Source organism: Borrelia tillae (assembly GCF_055693965.1).
Genome location: NZ_JBTGSB010000003.1, coordinates 20,044 through 33,590, shown reverse-complemented (window position 1 = coordinate 33,590; position 13,547 = coordinate 20,044). Strand labels below are relative to the sequence as shown.

At 27.8% G+C, this 13,547-nt stretch carries 12 protein-coding genes and 3 pseudogenes; 6 read left to right on the top strand and 9 right to left on the bottom strand.

Annotation, left to right across the window (positions count from 1 at the left end):
• Nucleotides 1-175 precede the first annotated feature (175 nt).
• The 3 genes from ACWUD1_RS05355 to ACWUD1_RS05345 all read left to right on the top strand — a co-directional run bounded on the left by ACWUD1_RS05355 (nt 176) and on the right by ACWUD1_RS05345 (nt 2,815).
• The gene (locus ACWUD1_RS05355) at nt 176-448 is read left to right on the top strand and encodes a hypothetical protein (protein ID WP_472757121.1); all 273 of its coding nucleotides are present in this window, start codon (nt 176-178) and stop codon (nt 446-448) included.
• A 111-nt stretch (nt 449-559) separates the two neighbouring features.
• A complete protein-coding gene (locus ACWUD1_RS05350) occupies nt 560-1,804 on the top strand; it encodes a BAPKO_0422 family outer member beta-barrel protein (protein ID WP_472757120.1) in 1,245 nt (414 codons plus the stop codon).
• Nucleotides 1,805-2,647: 843 nt separating this feature from the next.
• Nucleotides 2,648-2,815, top strand: coding sequence for a hypothetical protein (locus ACWUD1_RS05345; RefSeq protein WP_472757119.1), 168 nt, complete (start codon nt 2,648-2,650; stop codon nt 2,813-2,815).
• Between the two features lie 1,017 nt (nt 2,816-3,832).
• Here the strand turns inward: ACWUD1_RS05345 and ACWUD1_RS05340 are convergent.
• The 5 genes and pseudogenes from ACWUD1_RS05340 to ACWUD1_RS05320 form a co-directional block, all read right to left on the bottom strand.
• On the bottom strand, nt 3,833-3,988 hold the full coding sequence (locus tag ACWUD1_RS05340; RefSeq protein WP_472757118.1) for a hypothetical protein: 156 nt from the start codon (nt 3,986-3,988) through the stop codon (nt 3,833-3,835).
• A gap of 420 nt (nt 3,989-4,408) precedes the next feature.
• Nucleotides 4,409-4,519: pseudogene (gene ruvA / locus ACWUD1_RS05335) on the bottom strand (Holliday junction branch migration protein RuvA); the annotation flags it as partial.
• A 528-nt stretch (nt 4,520-5,047) separates the two neighbouring features.
• Nucleotides 5,048-5,602 (bottom strand): hypothetical protein, encoded by a 555-nt coding sequence (locus ACWUD1_RS05330; RefSeq protein WP_472757117.1) that lies wholly within the window; start codon nt 5,600-5,602, stop codon nt 5,048-5,050.
• 158 nt (nt 5,603-5,760) lie between these two features.
• On the bottom strand, nt 5,761-6,129 hold the full coding sequence (locus tag ACWUD1_RS05325; RefSeq protein WP_472757116.1) for a hypothetical protein: 369 nt from the start codon (nt 6,127-6,129) through the stop codon (nt 5,761-5,763).
• Nucleotides 6,130-6,962: 833 nt separating this feature from the next.
• Complete coding sequence (locus tag ACWUD1_RS05320) at nt 6,963-7,112, bottom strand: hypothetical protein (protein WP_472757115.1); 150 nt, start codon at nt 7,110-7,112, stop codon at nt 6,963-6,965.
• Nucleotides 7,113-7,387: 275 nt separating this feature from the next.
• Here ACWUD1_RS05320 and ACWUD1_RS05315 point away from each other — a divergent pair.
• Nucleotides 7,388-7,628, top strand: a pseudogene (locus ACWUD1_RS05315) (DUF276 domain-containing protein).
• Between the two features lie 4 nt (nt 7,629-7,632).
• Nucleotides 7,633-7,779, top strand: a pseudogene (locus tag ACWUD1_RS05310) (DUF276 domain-containing protein); the annotation flags it as partial.
• A 961-nt stretch (nt 7,780-8,740) separates the two neighbouring features.
• Here ACWUD1_RS05310 and thyX read toward each other — a convergent pair.
• The 3 genes from thyX to ACWUD1_RS05295 form a co-directional block, all read right to left on the bottom strand.
• Nucleotides 8,741-9,592, bottom strand: coding sequence for an FAD-dependent thymidylate synthase (thyX, locus tag ACWUD1_RS05305; protein WP_472757114.1), 852 nt, complete (start codon nt 9,590-9,592; stop codon nt 8,741-8,743).
• 129 nt (nt 9,593-9,721) lie between these two features.
• On the bottom strand, nt 9,722-10,630 hold the full coding sequence (locus ACWUD1_RS05300; RefSeq protein WP_472757113.1) for a P12 family lipoprotein: 909 nt from the start codon (nt 10,628-10,630) through the stop codon (nt 9,722-9,724).
• 334 nt (nt 10,631-10,964) lie between these two features.
• On the bottom strand, nt 10,965-11,618 hold the full coding sequence (locus tag ACWUD1_RS05295) for a Vsp/OspC family lipoprotein (protein WP_472757112.1): 654 nt from the start codon (nt 11,616-11,618) through the stop codon (nt 10,965-10,967).
• Between the two features lie 421 nt (nt 11,619-12,039).
• Between ACWUD1_RS05295 and ACWUD1_RS05290 the strand changes: the two genes are divergently transcribed.
• Nucleotides 12,040-12,549 (top strand): oligopeptide permease-like protein, encoded by a 510-nt coding sequence (locus ACWUD1_RS05290; protein ID WP_472757111.1) that lies wholly within the window; start codon nt 12,040-12,042, stop codon nt 12,547-12,549.
• Nucleotides 12,550-12,974: 425 nt separating this feature from the next.
• Here ACWUD1_RS05290 and ACWUD1_RS05285 read toward each other — a convergent pair whose 3' ends face one another.
• Complete coding sequence (locus tag ACWUD1_RS05285; protein WP_472757110.1) at nt 12,975-13,529, bottom strand: chromosome replication/partitioning protein; 555 nt, start codon at nt 13,527-13,529, stop codon at nt 12,975-12,977.
• Nucleotides 13,530-13,547: the final 18 nt, after the last annotated feature.

Below are 13,547 nucleotides of genomic sequence, written 5' to 3'. Positions count from 1 at the left end.
AATTTAATTGTTAATAGTACAAAACTGAACTACAACTAAATGAACTACAAACAAAATAAACCTAAAAATTATTACTAAATTAATAATACATTTCCTAGAATTATCCTCCTAAATTAGAATTATCCTCCTAAATGCTTTATATTAATTTATATATAAATTAAAGAGGAATATAGTAATGAAAAAAACAAATTTGTTAGTACTAAATATCTGTCTTATTTTCTTTTTAACTCTCTCTTGTGAACTTAAAACATTAGACAACAAAAACGAAAAATCAAAGGAAAAGTCAATATTACTGAAATCTAAAAAATTACCTAATAAAAAATCTAAAAAATTACCCACATTGTCATCAAGTCCAATACCAGGGGGAGGAGAAGTAGATATAGAAGAGATCCGATGGCATAATAGAAGCAGAAGTATTTCAGGAACAAATAGAAAAAGAAAATTTTGAAGAACAAATAGTGGAAGAAGAATTAAAATATTTAAAACAATAAAAATTATTTGTAATCATAATTATACTTTATTATTTGTTTTTGATTGTTTGTTTTAAATAAGGTACACAATGAATAGAATAATTTTATATGTTAAGACTAATATAGTTATTGCTATGTTTTTACTTTTTTTCATTTTGGGAATTAATAAAAATATCTTTGCGGTTTCTAACGAACATGATGGTGATAATGAGTGGTATAGATATTATTTGAATGATAAAAATTCTGCTTTTATAAAAAGAACATATGATGAATTCACTGAAAAAGAAGACGCTGAATTAGTAATTGTAGGAAAAAACGATTCTGGTATTTTGCATATTGGTAGTGACTATATTTATGTACAATTTCCCAGTGATTACGGGCTTGGATTAAAATCTCCTAAGAAGATTGTTTTTTTTTCATTTAACATAGACTCAGTTAATGTTAGTTATGTCTTTGATAAAGAACCAATTATGACCAATCAGTTTATTAAGGATTGGACTTTGTCAAAAGATTTAACAAGTATGTTTTTAAAAACTTCTTTAATACCTTCTTTTAAGAAAAAATTGTTAACATGTAAAAATTTTAGAATAAAACTTGAATATGAAAGCTCAGACTCTGTTGTTGCGATATTTCAATTAGAAGATTTTCAAAATCTGTATAATGCTTTTATAAAAAGTAAGCAAAAAACATTAAAAGAATTTGTAAAATTAAGCATAAAAGAAGAAAAATTGGCTTTAGAAAAAAAGAAAGAAGAAGAGAGGTTAGCCTTAGAAGAAAAAAAGAGAGAGGAAGAGAGGTTAGCCTTAGAAGAAAAAAAGAGAGAGGAAGAGGGGTTAGCCTTAGAAAAAAAGAAAGGGGGAGAGAGGTTGGTCTTAGAAAAGGCAAGGGTTAAAGGTAAATTTGGATTAGGAATACAAATTCCGCATCCAATGACAATGGAATTTAGTTTATATGATTTTAATTTGAATTTTGGTATTGTTCCTATTGATTTCAGTGATTTGCCTGGTTCTTTAGGCCATTTTAAAAACTTTAATAGATTGTTTCTTTCTTTAGATTATCTTTTTTTTTCTTCATATTCTTCATATAATGAGAAAAGATTATTTGCCATTGGTTTTGGTGTTTACAGTTTAGGTTCGATTTGGTCAATACATTTAGGAGCAGTGAGTATAGGATTTCAAGTTCCTTTTGTTGGAAATTTGGATATAGTAGGCGAAAAGTTTGATATAGATTATAAGCTTGTTCCTGCTATTGGATTTAGTGTAAATGAATTATCTATATTTAAATTAGATTATTATTGTTTTATAAGCGTTGGTATTAGGTTTTGGATTTTGTGAATCTTTGTAGCGTTGGTAAAAGTAGCAGTTCATTAAACCATTATTTCTTCGTTAAATTTGAATAGTGTATAAGGTTCAGTACAATATTTCTAATGCTCTTTCTTCTAATGTTCTTTCATTTATTTCATTGCCTGGAAAATGAAGTTTTAATTAAATCATAGATAATCATAAAGAGGTAATAACAGTCCCAAACATCCAATTATATAATTTTAATGTACTCTGAAGTATATCTTTATGAGTAAGCCCATTTTTGTAGTATCTGTTTAGGATAAGCAGAAGAAGTATTAGATAAAGGATTTATAAGACTTATTGATTAGATATCAAATATCAAGTATTGGAGAGGGGGAGACCTTGGGATGCAATTGCTTCTTCGGTTGCTTTCTTTAAGTTTTACACGGTAGACATTGCTTTTATGGATTAAAGCAAAAAAAGAATAAAAGAGATTGAAGAGAAGCGTGATAGGACTTTAGAGAAACTAGTTAAGAAAAGTAAGGTTGAACTTATGCATATTGAGGAAGTATTTAATAATCGTGAAATTGCAATGCGAAAAGAGAAGCTAAGTGAACTTGAAGCAAAGTAGGGGACAGATATCTGGGGAAGAATTTCAAAGGGAGAATTGCGCAGGTAGAGAGTGAATATAAATCTAAAAGTCAACAAGAAAGTGAAGCAATAACGAAATGCAGAATAGCATTAAAAGATGCAATTAAACTTGAAGAAAAAGCTTTTAGAGGACTTTGGAAGATATTTATAGAGCCTGCAAGGAATATTTGGAGAATTATCCTACTTTATACTAACTATATTTATAGTTATGAGGATTGTAAAAATTTAAAAGATAAATTTGCAATGGAATTAAATTTTAAAGAGAGAAATAGTGCTGAATTTTACAAAGGAAATGGGTCTTCTGATGATGATCAACAAAATAACAAACTTCAAAATGCTTTAAAATTTTTGAAAGATGGTAGAGAGAGAATGGGTGTAGATCTTATCCTAAAGAGGATTTATGAAAGATAGCGCTAATTATAATTTTCCTTTTAGTAAAAGTTATTTTAGTTATTTTAAGTATGCAAATGAAGAGAAGATTAAGTATGAAAATGTAAAGAAAATCAAATAATTTTTAGGTTTATTTTAATTGTATATAGCAACATATAGCAACCTAAAGAAGAATAATATAAATAAAATAATTCACATTAATTTAAATTAATATGAATTATTTTATTTATATTAAAAAAGTTTGAAATTTAGAGTTAAAGTTGTTTGCACAATAAGTTTTAAGTTTACTGCTATTCATTGAAACACAACAGCACCGGCCGGCATATTGTCATCATTAAGTGAATTTTAACATCTTTTTAGCTACACTTACCTTCCTACCTACCTGTCATAGTGGTATCTTTGGTCTTGCTATTTCCACAAAATCTTCCCTTTGAAAGATGTAATAATAAGTTAATTAAAAAGCCGCATAAATTAACTTATTAACAAAACTCAAACCAAAGTTTTCTGTTAAAGGGAGACTTTTTGTAATTTTATTTAAAAACAAGTATTTTAAAAAATTATAATCTTTATAATACGTTTTCCTTCTAAGCTCTCAAGTTTGCGTGCACGCTCTCCTATAAACCAATTTTTATCACTTGACAGCTTCCCCAATCTTATCTAAAGCTTGTTACTCAAAAACTGTAAAGACTTGTCCCATATAGCTGAATGAAGTATTTTAAGAAAAATATCAAAAGAACAAAAAAACAGAAATGACAATACAAAAATCACTGTTATTATTTTTACCAATATCTTTTTTATATCTTTAACAAAAAAAGATTCATCATACCTATCTATTTTAATAATAATTAATTTGTATATATCAAAAAACATCTCTCCCATTATGTAGAAAATATAAAGATTAACACATTGAGACTGACACATTATCTATGATCATTTGTCAATGATTTGAAAATCAAGTTCCTTTTCAAAGGAAAAACTCAAATTATAATCAACCCTTGAATTAATTTTGTTCTCTATGATATCCAATCATAAAAACTTTTATATCTGTCCCATATCTTCTTTGAAATTCTTTAAATTCACAACCCATTCCATTTGTTCTATATTAGCGTCAACCTGATCATCAATAAACGCTTCTATATCCATCTCTTCAGATTTTACAAGGCAAATATGATGGTTTTTAATGAACTTTAACATCAACAGCAATAGCACCAGTGTTTTGGGTTGCTTTATTTCTTCCAATACCCTTGAAACCAACCTACTGACTTAGCTAAAGTATGAATTTATTTTACACTTGTTGCAACAAACTCAAACGCATCTTTTATCTTTTTACTTACTACTGCCTTTTAAATTAATCACTGATCCCATCAGCTTTAGTCGCTTGACTTTGCTCTTTTGGTCCTCCACTTCCACAAAATATCATTAATAATATTTATTATTAGAAATAAAGTCACCATATACTTACATATGAGGTTGACTAAAAGATCAAAGTAGTCAAGATATTAATAGTGGACAGGATGATTAATGTTTCCAAGGACGTTTATTTTAATTTTTAGTAAGTAAAAAATAAATGTGCATGTAAATACGCAAAATCAGTAACCTTACGACCTTTATTAATTATATTAAAAATTCATCGGTAAATAAGATTTCCTTGATTTTAGATACAACCAATTTTCTGTCAAATCCCATACTAACAATTGACTGCTCAAGCCCCTCAAATTTAAACACATCTTCTGGAGACTATCTAAAATCAGTTCATAATCTTTAAAATATCAATATCTCAACGTCTTCTAACAAGTTCGGTTTCTGTCTACAAAAATAACTAACTAAAATCTCAAATTAAAAAAACCTGCTAAAATAGCAATACCAACCTCTCGCTCCTCTACAGCCTTACCACAAGGCTATTCATCATAGAACTAAATTCTAACACTATAAAACATATAAAACTCAGATCATGCCTATTAATAATAGGCATGATCTTGACAATCAATCTTTTAAATTGGTATAAAGCGAGTTATTAAAACAAACTTACTACTACCAAATAGTAGTAACACACAAAATTGAAATTATTGCCACATGTTTAATAAATGCTATTTCCCGCAAGAAGGTATCAAGCACTTTGACATAGTGTACAACGAATTCAAACACACTCAAATTTTAAGAATGTCATTCAATACTCCAAATCAAACTTTTGATCATTGTTGGTACAGTCATTTTAATTTAAAAAAATAGTCCCCTCATGGGAACTACTTTGGATTAATAATTTGATTTGTTATATCTATCGACTAAATTCCATAAGTCGTAATCTAGTCGATAGATTGGCACTGCATTATCGTCTATTTGCACAATCAAATCATCATTATTAATAGCATATTTTAAATGTTCAATTGCCATTTTTGTTTCGTTAATGATGAAAAGTATATACCCGTACTTTCCTGAATATTCATCGTCATTCTTTATTGTATCTATTATGTGGTCAATTAGTCGTAATGATTTAGAGTATGCTATAGTGGCTGTTTTAGGGGCACAATATGTTTTTCCAGATTTCATTGTAGTAAATTTTTCATGATTTTTACTTGCTGCTGTATAGATTTTTTTGATACTCAATGGCCGAGTTTTATCTTGATTTTCCATAAGCTGTAATGCTTCCATTAGTTTTTTAATGGCATAGTTATTATTAGTATTAATCTTTGTTGTTTTAAAATCTGACATTTTAGAGTGATATTTATCATCTATTAATTGCTTTTGTATTTGCATTGTTTTTTCTGATTGCACAAGATTGTGCATTATTAAATCCAGTATGGGTTGCATTTTTGCTTTAAACGGCCTATCATCATAGCCACTATTCTTAATTAATCTGTTAGATTTTTCAGTATTGCCTGAAACATTCCTAAGATTTATATTTTCTCCTTTAACACTAGTTTTAGCTTTAGTTTTTTTTAGTTTGTTTTTATCTTTCTCTGCTTCTTTTATTTTTTTTTCAAGATTTCTTTATTTTCTTTCTCAAGACTATCTTGAAAGTTCATTTTTTGAATTTGACTTGTGTGTGTATCATCATTAGAACTGTTTAAACCAATCAAATTATTTTGCCTTCTGGATTTTAATTTTAATTCATCTTCATCAAAATCATCTTCATCAAAATCATCTTCATCAAAATCATCTTCATCAAAATCATCTTCAAGATCAATTCTCAAGGCTTCTTCGCTGACATCCAAAATGGAGCGAACTTTATCAAGTAGTGTAGTAGATTTGCCCTCAACCTTATCCTTAAATAATAGATCACAACTAACTAAACTTAGAGTCAAAATTAAAAATAAAAATTTTGTCTTCAATTTCACGTTTATGTCTCCTTTAAAAATATTAACATAAATTATATATCAAGAAGTCAAGTAAACACATTTGAAAAATATGCTAAAAATATTCACAAAGTATTTGCAGAGACCAAAAAAATATAAACAAATACTTGCTGAAGCTGATAATAGTTAAAAAAAGCTATAAATAATTTCCTTCTCATTAAAAGGAACCCTGAAAAACATAATACAAATGACACTCTTACAAGAGATATAGAAAGTAATAAAAAAATGCAAGATGCTTTATATAAAGCTGAAGCTACCTGGAAGATATATAAAGAAATAACAGATAAAACCCAAACAAAATAAAAAAATCTGGTATAAAAGTAGCAGAAATTAAGATAAAAGCTTTGATAAAAGACTAAAAGACACAAAATACATACTCTTAAAATATAAGAATACAACAATAATAAAGATTAAGAAGATTTTAGAAAGCAAGATTTCCTATAATCTCTTATGCTTTATAAAATACTTAAGACTAACCTCACTAACTTGATTTCAAAGAGTTTGTAAAGCCAAAATTGCCTAATTTTATTGCCTTATTATGTTTATAAACAAATTATATTCCAACACCCACTTTTTCAAGATATTGAAAAAGTGGGTGTCGTTCAATTGCTATTAAGAAACACTAATACATGCTAAAATAAAAAATAAAATATCATATAAATACGCTCTTACTTAAACGCGATACAAAGCAAAAAGTTTCAAAAATAAGGTTCTTTACATCTTTTACTGCCTTTAATCCTATATCTACTGTTTATCTTATTGCTAATGTAAGCGTGCTTAATACTTTTATAACCTAATCACACTTATCACGCCCTTTATTCTGAATCTGCTTCTACTCTTACTACATTATCAGCAACAAATGCTTCACCTTTTTTGGCATTAGGAACAATCTTGCTAACAAACTCTGCTATATCCTGATTTTTAGCATCAATATTGCCTTTAAAACCAAATGCTCCTGATGCCATTTCTACAAATAATGTAAATACCTATACTGTTGTCTTTACTTTTGGAAGAACTTTATTTATATCAAAAAAATATGATACAATAATTAAATTATTATGGATTTAAAAATCGATTCTAATTATGATACTGTAAAATCATCTCTCTTGAGTCTTCCGGAAATAGAATACGTCAATATTGTAAGTACTGAGGATAAAGCTAATATTTAGCTTATCCTAGATCCTAAAGTACTTGACTCTAACAAGACACAGATTATTGATTCAAACTTTAAAGCAAAACTTTGAAAGTACTTTATCTTACAACACCTAGTGGTACTGTTATTAAGGGGGAAGTAGAAACTGATGATCTAAATTCATCTGGTCGTCATAAATTTTACAAAATTACTCTTGGAAAACAAAAATGCTTATCTTAAAGTTAAGTACATCCTAGAGCCCTTAAACTATATTTGCCTTAATATTGATTCTCAAATTAAAAGTATTTATAAACGTACTATAGGCACAACTACACTGATATGGGTTTAATTTTGAGTATCTAGACTTTTTGGCGCCTGTTAATGAAATTAAAGGAATAAAACCACTGAAAGTTAGTATTGATGTTAAAGATAATGAAGGGACTCCTATTACTGATATTACTGAATTTGACTTTAAAAAAAAATCAAGACACCATGATTAAAAAGCTAAAGAGATATTACTATTTAATATCACCTCTAAACTCTTGATTGATATCGAACGTTACTGCACATCCACCTAAAATAGCAACAATACTTAAAATTATTTTCATAGATGACATAAATACTTTTAGCTTTTTCGAACTATTTTGATATAATATGAGTAAAATTAATATCCAGTAACCGAAGACGAAGTACCATATATAAATCACGCAAAATTATCAATGATGATGTTTAAAAAATAATAAAATAAGCAATCATTGATAAATAAAGAATCTCCCTATCAAAGAGATCCAATCTTATGCCTGGCCTGAAAGAAGTTCAAAAAAATAATTGTCAACATATCAAACATTTGCACTATGGCAATATCTCTTAATTGCAAACCCGTATTTTAATCAATAAGAATTAAAACAACATGTGGCCAGGCAATGTTCTTGCAAATCATGACAAAAATAATATCTTTAATGCTTATGCCCTATAAATTTTTATTATATTTACAAAATTTATTGAGATTGCCGCGCCGCTTCTCTTTGCCAGATAATAAAACATATATGCTCTTTATGAAAAGTAATCCTGAGTGAATTTAACTCTGACAAAAACCATATTTATTTGCTATTAAAATTTATAGCTGACATACAATCTTCCAAGTTTATTAACAATCTCTTCACTATTTATAATAAAAAATATTGCACTTACTTAAGAAAATACTACTAAAAACATTGCTTTTGGTCTCAAAGTTATTGCTTTTTTATATCTACTGATGGGAGCTTTATTTAAAAAATTAAGAAATATATTCAAAATCAATATCTAGCTCAGAATTAAGTTTTAGGAAATTAATAGCTTGCCTTTTTTTAGCCTTGCTTGTACTCTAGTACTCAGACACGCTTTCCAAAAGCTATCCCGTCTGATAATAAATCCTAACGGCTAAAAAGCTTAATCTAAATTTTATAGTCTCTTCTTGAGCGTTTATGACTCTTTCTTTCTATTCAAAAATCCAAACTTATCTCTTAACCTCTTTTGAGATTCAATACCCAATTTAAGCTTAGAAATATCTAAAACTTCAGAAATTGCTACCATCTCATCATAAGAAAGTCTGCAACCCCACAAAATATGATTCTTAAAGCTAACGGTTGCCAAAGGCACCACCAAACTTACAATGTCTAATAGTATATTAGCATATTCTCTAATCTCTCTAGATGGACGCTCCTTAACTTCTTCTAATTCATTCGGGGCCAACCTCAACTTTATAAAACGAAATAAATTATTTAAATCAATTTGCCAATACCATTCAGTATATAAACTCAAAGGTAAAGTTATCCTTGCAAGTTCACGTGAAACATCACCCTTTATCATATCCTGATACAATTGATAACAAGATTTTTGATTTTCTTTTAAACCATTTATCATGTCTCTTATAAAATCTGACATATTTCCCCGCTTACCACTTTGACAATTTTCAACAACAGTATCCCCATCTTCTAAATCTTCTTCTAAAGGTACATAAAACTCTTCTCTCATTAGGCTATAAGAACCAGATACCTCATTAATTCTTGCAGTTCTATGTCTCATCCATTGCCTTGCAACAAATATTGGTGCTTTAATATGAAATGTAAAAACTACTTGCTCTAAAGGACTTGTATGTTCATTCCTTATTAAATAATCAATAAGTTCATTATCTTCCCTCTTAACGCTTTCACCACGATACGAAATTCTTGCTGCCTGCACTATCCGATCATCACTGCCCATACAATCAATAAGCTTTATAAATCCTTTATTTAATACTTTATATTCCTTATCTAATATTTCTTCTCTCTTCATATTAGTATTCAACAAAAACAATTTCTAAAAATCATTATTTTTTTAAATACTTGTTTTTAAATAAAATTATAAAAAGTCTCCCTTTAACAGAAGACTCTAATTTTAAATATTAGTCTTATATATATTTTCTTATCTCCTAAAACTTACTAGAACAGAACTTGCTTCTTGAATAAGTTCTTCTATCTCTTTCTTTTTTGCTCTTACTTCATTCAGCTTAGAAGAAGCAGATTCTAATTGACTCAAAGCATTCTTTGCTTCCCTTCGTGCCTTTTTTGCTAGAAAATCACTGTCTACTCTTCTTAACCGGTACAGGTAATTTTTTCTACGTTTATTTTTCAATCTTTCAGTAATCGCTTCTTTTAAAGTTCTTTGTGCACTTTCAAACAAACCTTTTGCAGAACCTAACTCACTAAGTCCAATATCAACTTGACTCATAAGTTTTTCAAGATTAGACCTTTGAGCATTTAACTGATTACTAAATTGAATTAATTCTTTCCTCTTTACGTCATGATTTCTGGGATAACTCCTCATTTTATTTTGAAGTTCTGAAAGTTTATTAGAAAAATTAGATTCTAATTGCTCACAGTCACTTTTAAGCTTACGTGCGTCATCAATTAATTCAGCAAACCCAGAATCTTTAAGAATACTTTCTATATCTTTAAGTACTTTTTCTGCTTCTTTTTCTTCAGCAGTAATTGGAACTAACTCTTCTTCTTTTATTTCTATTTCTTCTTGTAAATAATATGGGGATTGTAAATAATATGGAGAATTTAAAATCACTGAACTCTCTACATTAACAGGTTCTACAGAACCAGCCTGCAATACTTGTTCTACTCCTTCTTCCATATGTTTAATAACATCTTCCTGCTCTTCCTTATCTTCTTGATTTCCATTCCTAGAATTTAAATCTTCTACCTTTTTGCTTTCTTCTAAATATTTTTCTCTTGCTTTGCCTATCAATGCATTAATAGCATCTACATCACATGATAAAAAACTTACAAACATTAACATGTATATTGCTAAAACACTCCTCTTCATATACACCTCCCAGACTATAAAATTGCTCAATTTTTAATTCATAGAAACTACAAAAAATATATTCCATTTACTATAAATCACAAAAATAAATTCCTTAAAACAACATAATTATTTTACTTTTTACTTCTTAAAACCAACCTTAAACTATCTTATTAGAAAGATAATCATATTACTAACTATAAACAACATATAAATATAAACTTTAAACCTTCCCTTTATAAACAACAAAAGCTAAGAGAACATACTCCTAGCTTTTTATTTATTGACTTTATTTTTCCAGTTATTTATTCATTAATTAAAACTAATCTTATAATACCTAAATTATATTTATTATTTAAACTTTTTTATCAGCTTCACTTTTAGCAGGAGTTGTAAGCTCCTTCATTACAGCATCAATTTCAGATTTGACAGCTGTTAACAAATCAGTAACTGACGAATTTAAGGCCTCTAGTTCTTTCGCCCCTTTGTCTTTAGTAGCATCATTTACATCTATAGCACTTTTTGCATGAGCATCAGTCACTCCATCTTTACCGAGATCAGCATGACCACTTTTTAATTTAGCTAAAAATGCTGTATTTTTAGCCTTAACATCCTCTACCTTTTTTTTCAACTCATTAGAACATTCCCCTTCTAATGTTGTCAACTTACCATCCACAGCAGTTAATACAGAGTGTACTCCGGCAATTAAAGATGCGTTTTTTCCAGCCTGAGCAGCAAGACCATTTTGAGATATTTTCTTTCCAATTGCCTTAGCAAGCTCACCTATTGACTCTACCAAAATTTCTACTTCTTTAATGCCTTCTTTTATGGAAAAAATTCCTTTTATTTTTTGACTTATTGCTGCTAAATCAATCATTGTCCCATCAGCTTTTTTTGCTGTTTGTTCCCCTTCTTTAGGTGCTGGGCCTCCATTTCCACAAGATATCATTACAATACTTACTATTAAAAATAAAGTCATTAATATCGCACTTAATGTATTCTTCTTCATTATTATGTGCCTCCTTATTAGGAATAGTAAGGCAATAATCTCACTTTTCAAGTTTTTTCTAAAAAATAGAAAACAATTTTATTGAAAAAATAAAATCACTAATATTTACATAGTTTAATCTAAGTGAAAATTTAGATTAACTTACAACAAACTATATTTAATTTGAATAGCTAGATGCTTTATATAGCTTTTTTACAACTTATCTTACACAAGAAAAAATTTTTCAATTACAAAAAACACACAAATAGAAAATAAAATTTAGTGTAATGGTAATTTTAATTTAACAAACATGCTATCTTGTTTTCCAATATTTATTAAAGTATAATGTTAAGAAATATAATAAGTAATTATTACTTACCAAATTTACAAAAAATGCAGATATTATAACATATTTAATATATATGTATTAAAAGGAGGAAAAGTGTTATCTTCTTTAAAAAATTTAAAATTAACAACAATACTACTCATTTCTTTATTTGTAGCTTGTTCTTCTTTGGAAGTCGAACATGATGAGATTAACAAAAAGATAAGAATATACCAACATCTAAGCAAAAACTTAGAATTAAAGGCTGTAGTTGACCATCAAAATAGCTCAACCCAGATATTCTTATACTCTAAATTAAGAAATCATAGCATAATTAAACAAACTCCACTAACACTGCCAGATGGCACCAAAATAGAAGGTAAAACAAGTTATGAGCATGATCATAACGCTTCTGGAAACTGGATCAATATGTCTTCTTTCAACTTAGATAAAGCTATGTTAGAGAAGGTGTTAGATATAGATGAACATGTATATAATAAGGAAAATATTAAGATTCAAGTTGGTTTAGAAACACTAACAATGAATAAAGCCAAAATAAAAGAATTTTTACTTAAATTGAACGCAATTGAAAAAAAACATGCTTACAATCAAAACATTCAAAAATAAAATATAAAAAACTAAACATGAGCTTTAAAATTAACTCTAAAAAGAATACAACATATTAATTTTAAAGCTCTTTCTATAGAAATTAACTAATAAACAGTTTATACATAAACAAATAAATTAAAATTCTGCAAAAACGCTAAAATATATTCAAATTTAAACTAGACAAGCAAATTAATCATCTAAAAAATTACATATACTGGACTTAAATTTGGATAAAATGACAAAGGCTACTTACTGTAGCCAACCTATTATTCTAATCAAACAATAAGAGTGAGACTTCAATCTCAGTCTATAGAATATATTATAAACTATTTTATTTTTTTGTAAAGCCTTTTTTAAAAATTTTTATATATTTAAAATTTATTTTAAATAACATAAATAACTCTACTCTGCACTGACAAATACCTAATAACAATCTAAGAAATTCATTGTAATTTTAAGTTATTAAATTTATCCTTCATTTTATTAAAAAAATCTTTCTCATATCTATAGACCTCTTGAAGTAAAAAAATGGCAAATTTTTTGTTGATTTCATAAAACTGAAGAACTTCATCATCATCAATTTTCAACCTCAAAGGTTTTAGCGAATTAACATTACTCTGATTCATATCTGTATTTTCCAGTACCTTAATTGCATAATCCACCCCTCTATTTAAAATCAGATCATAATCAATTTTACCGCTATCAATTCCTGCTACTAACTTGATGTATCTATATATAGAAGTTTTTGCTATTTTATATTCTTTAATAAAATCTGTAAAACTTTTATACCCATCAAGAGCATAATATTTGCTTTCATTAATTTCTTTCAAAATCCTGGCTGTTTCTATCTTATTATAAGATTCTTCTTTTATTAAAATCCTAAGTTTTTCTTTTAATTCTAAATATCTCTCTTCTCTTGTTTTATTTAAAGTCTTAATATCGCAAACTTCAAAGTCAATTCTCCTGACTATCTCTATTTTTTTATTCTTGCTGGACATAATGTACCTCATCATTAG

What these genes read in the sequence shown, in the direction of transcription:
- ACWUD1_RS05355 (WP_472757121.1), top strand. Translation starts at nt 176, where the DNA reads ATGAAAAAAACAAATTTGTTAGTACTAAATATCTGTCTTATTTTCTTT.
- ACWUD1_RS05350 (WP_472757120.1), top strand. Translation starts at nt 560, where the DNA reads ATGAATAGAATAATTTTATATGTTAAGACTAATATAGTTATTGCTATG.
- ACWUD1_RS05345 (WP_472757119.1), top strand. Translation starts at nt 2,648, where the DNA reads ATGGAATTAAATTTTAAAGAGAGAAATAGTGCTGAATTTTACAAAGGA.
- ACWUD1_RS05340 (WP_472757118.1), bottom strand. Translation starts at nt 3,988, where the DNA reads ATGTTAAAGTTCATTAAAAACCATCATATTTGCCTTGTAAAATCTGAA.
- ACWUD1_RS05330 (WP_472757117.1), bottom strand. Translation starts at nt 5,602, where the DNA reads ATGCAACCCATACTGGATTTAATAATGCACAATCTTGTGCAATCAGAA.
- ACWUD1_RS05320 (WP_472757115.1), bottom strand. Translation starts at nt 7,112, where the DNA reads ATGGCATCAGGAGCATTTGGTTTTAAAGGCAATATTGATGCTAAAAAT.
- thyX (WP_472757114.1), bottom strand. Translation starts at nt 9,592, where the DNA reads ATGAAGAGAGAAGAAATATTAGATAAGGAATATAAAGTATTAAATAAA.
- ACWUD1_RS05300 (WP_472757113.1), bottom strand. Translation starts at nt 10,630, where the DNA reads ATGAAGAGGAGTGTTTTAGCAATATACATGTTAATGTTTGTAAGTTTT.
- ACWUD1_RS05295 (WP_472757112.1), bottom strand. Translation starts at nt 11,618, where the DNA reads ATGAAGAAGAATACATTAAGTGCGATATTAATGACTTTATTTTTAATA.
- ACWUD1_RS05285 (WP_472757110.1), bottom strand. Translation starts at nt 13,529, where the DNA reads ATGTCCAGCAAGAATAAAAAAATAGAGATAGTCAGGAGAATTGACTTT.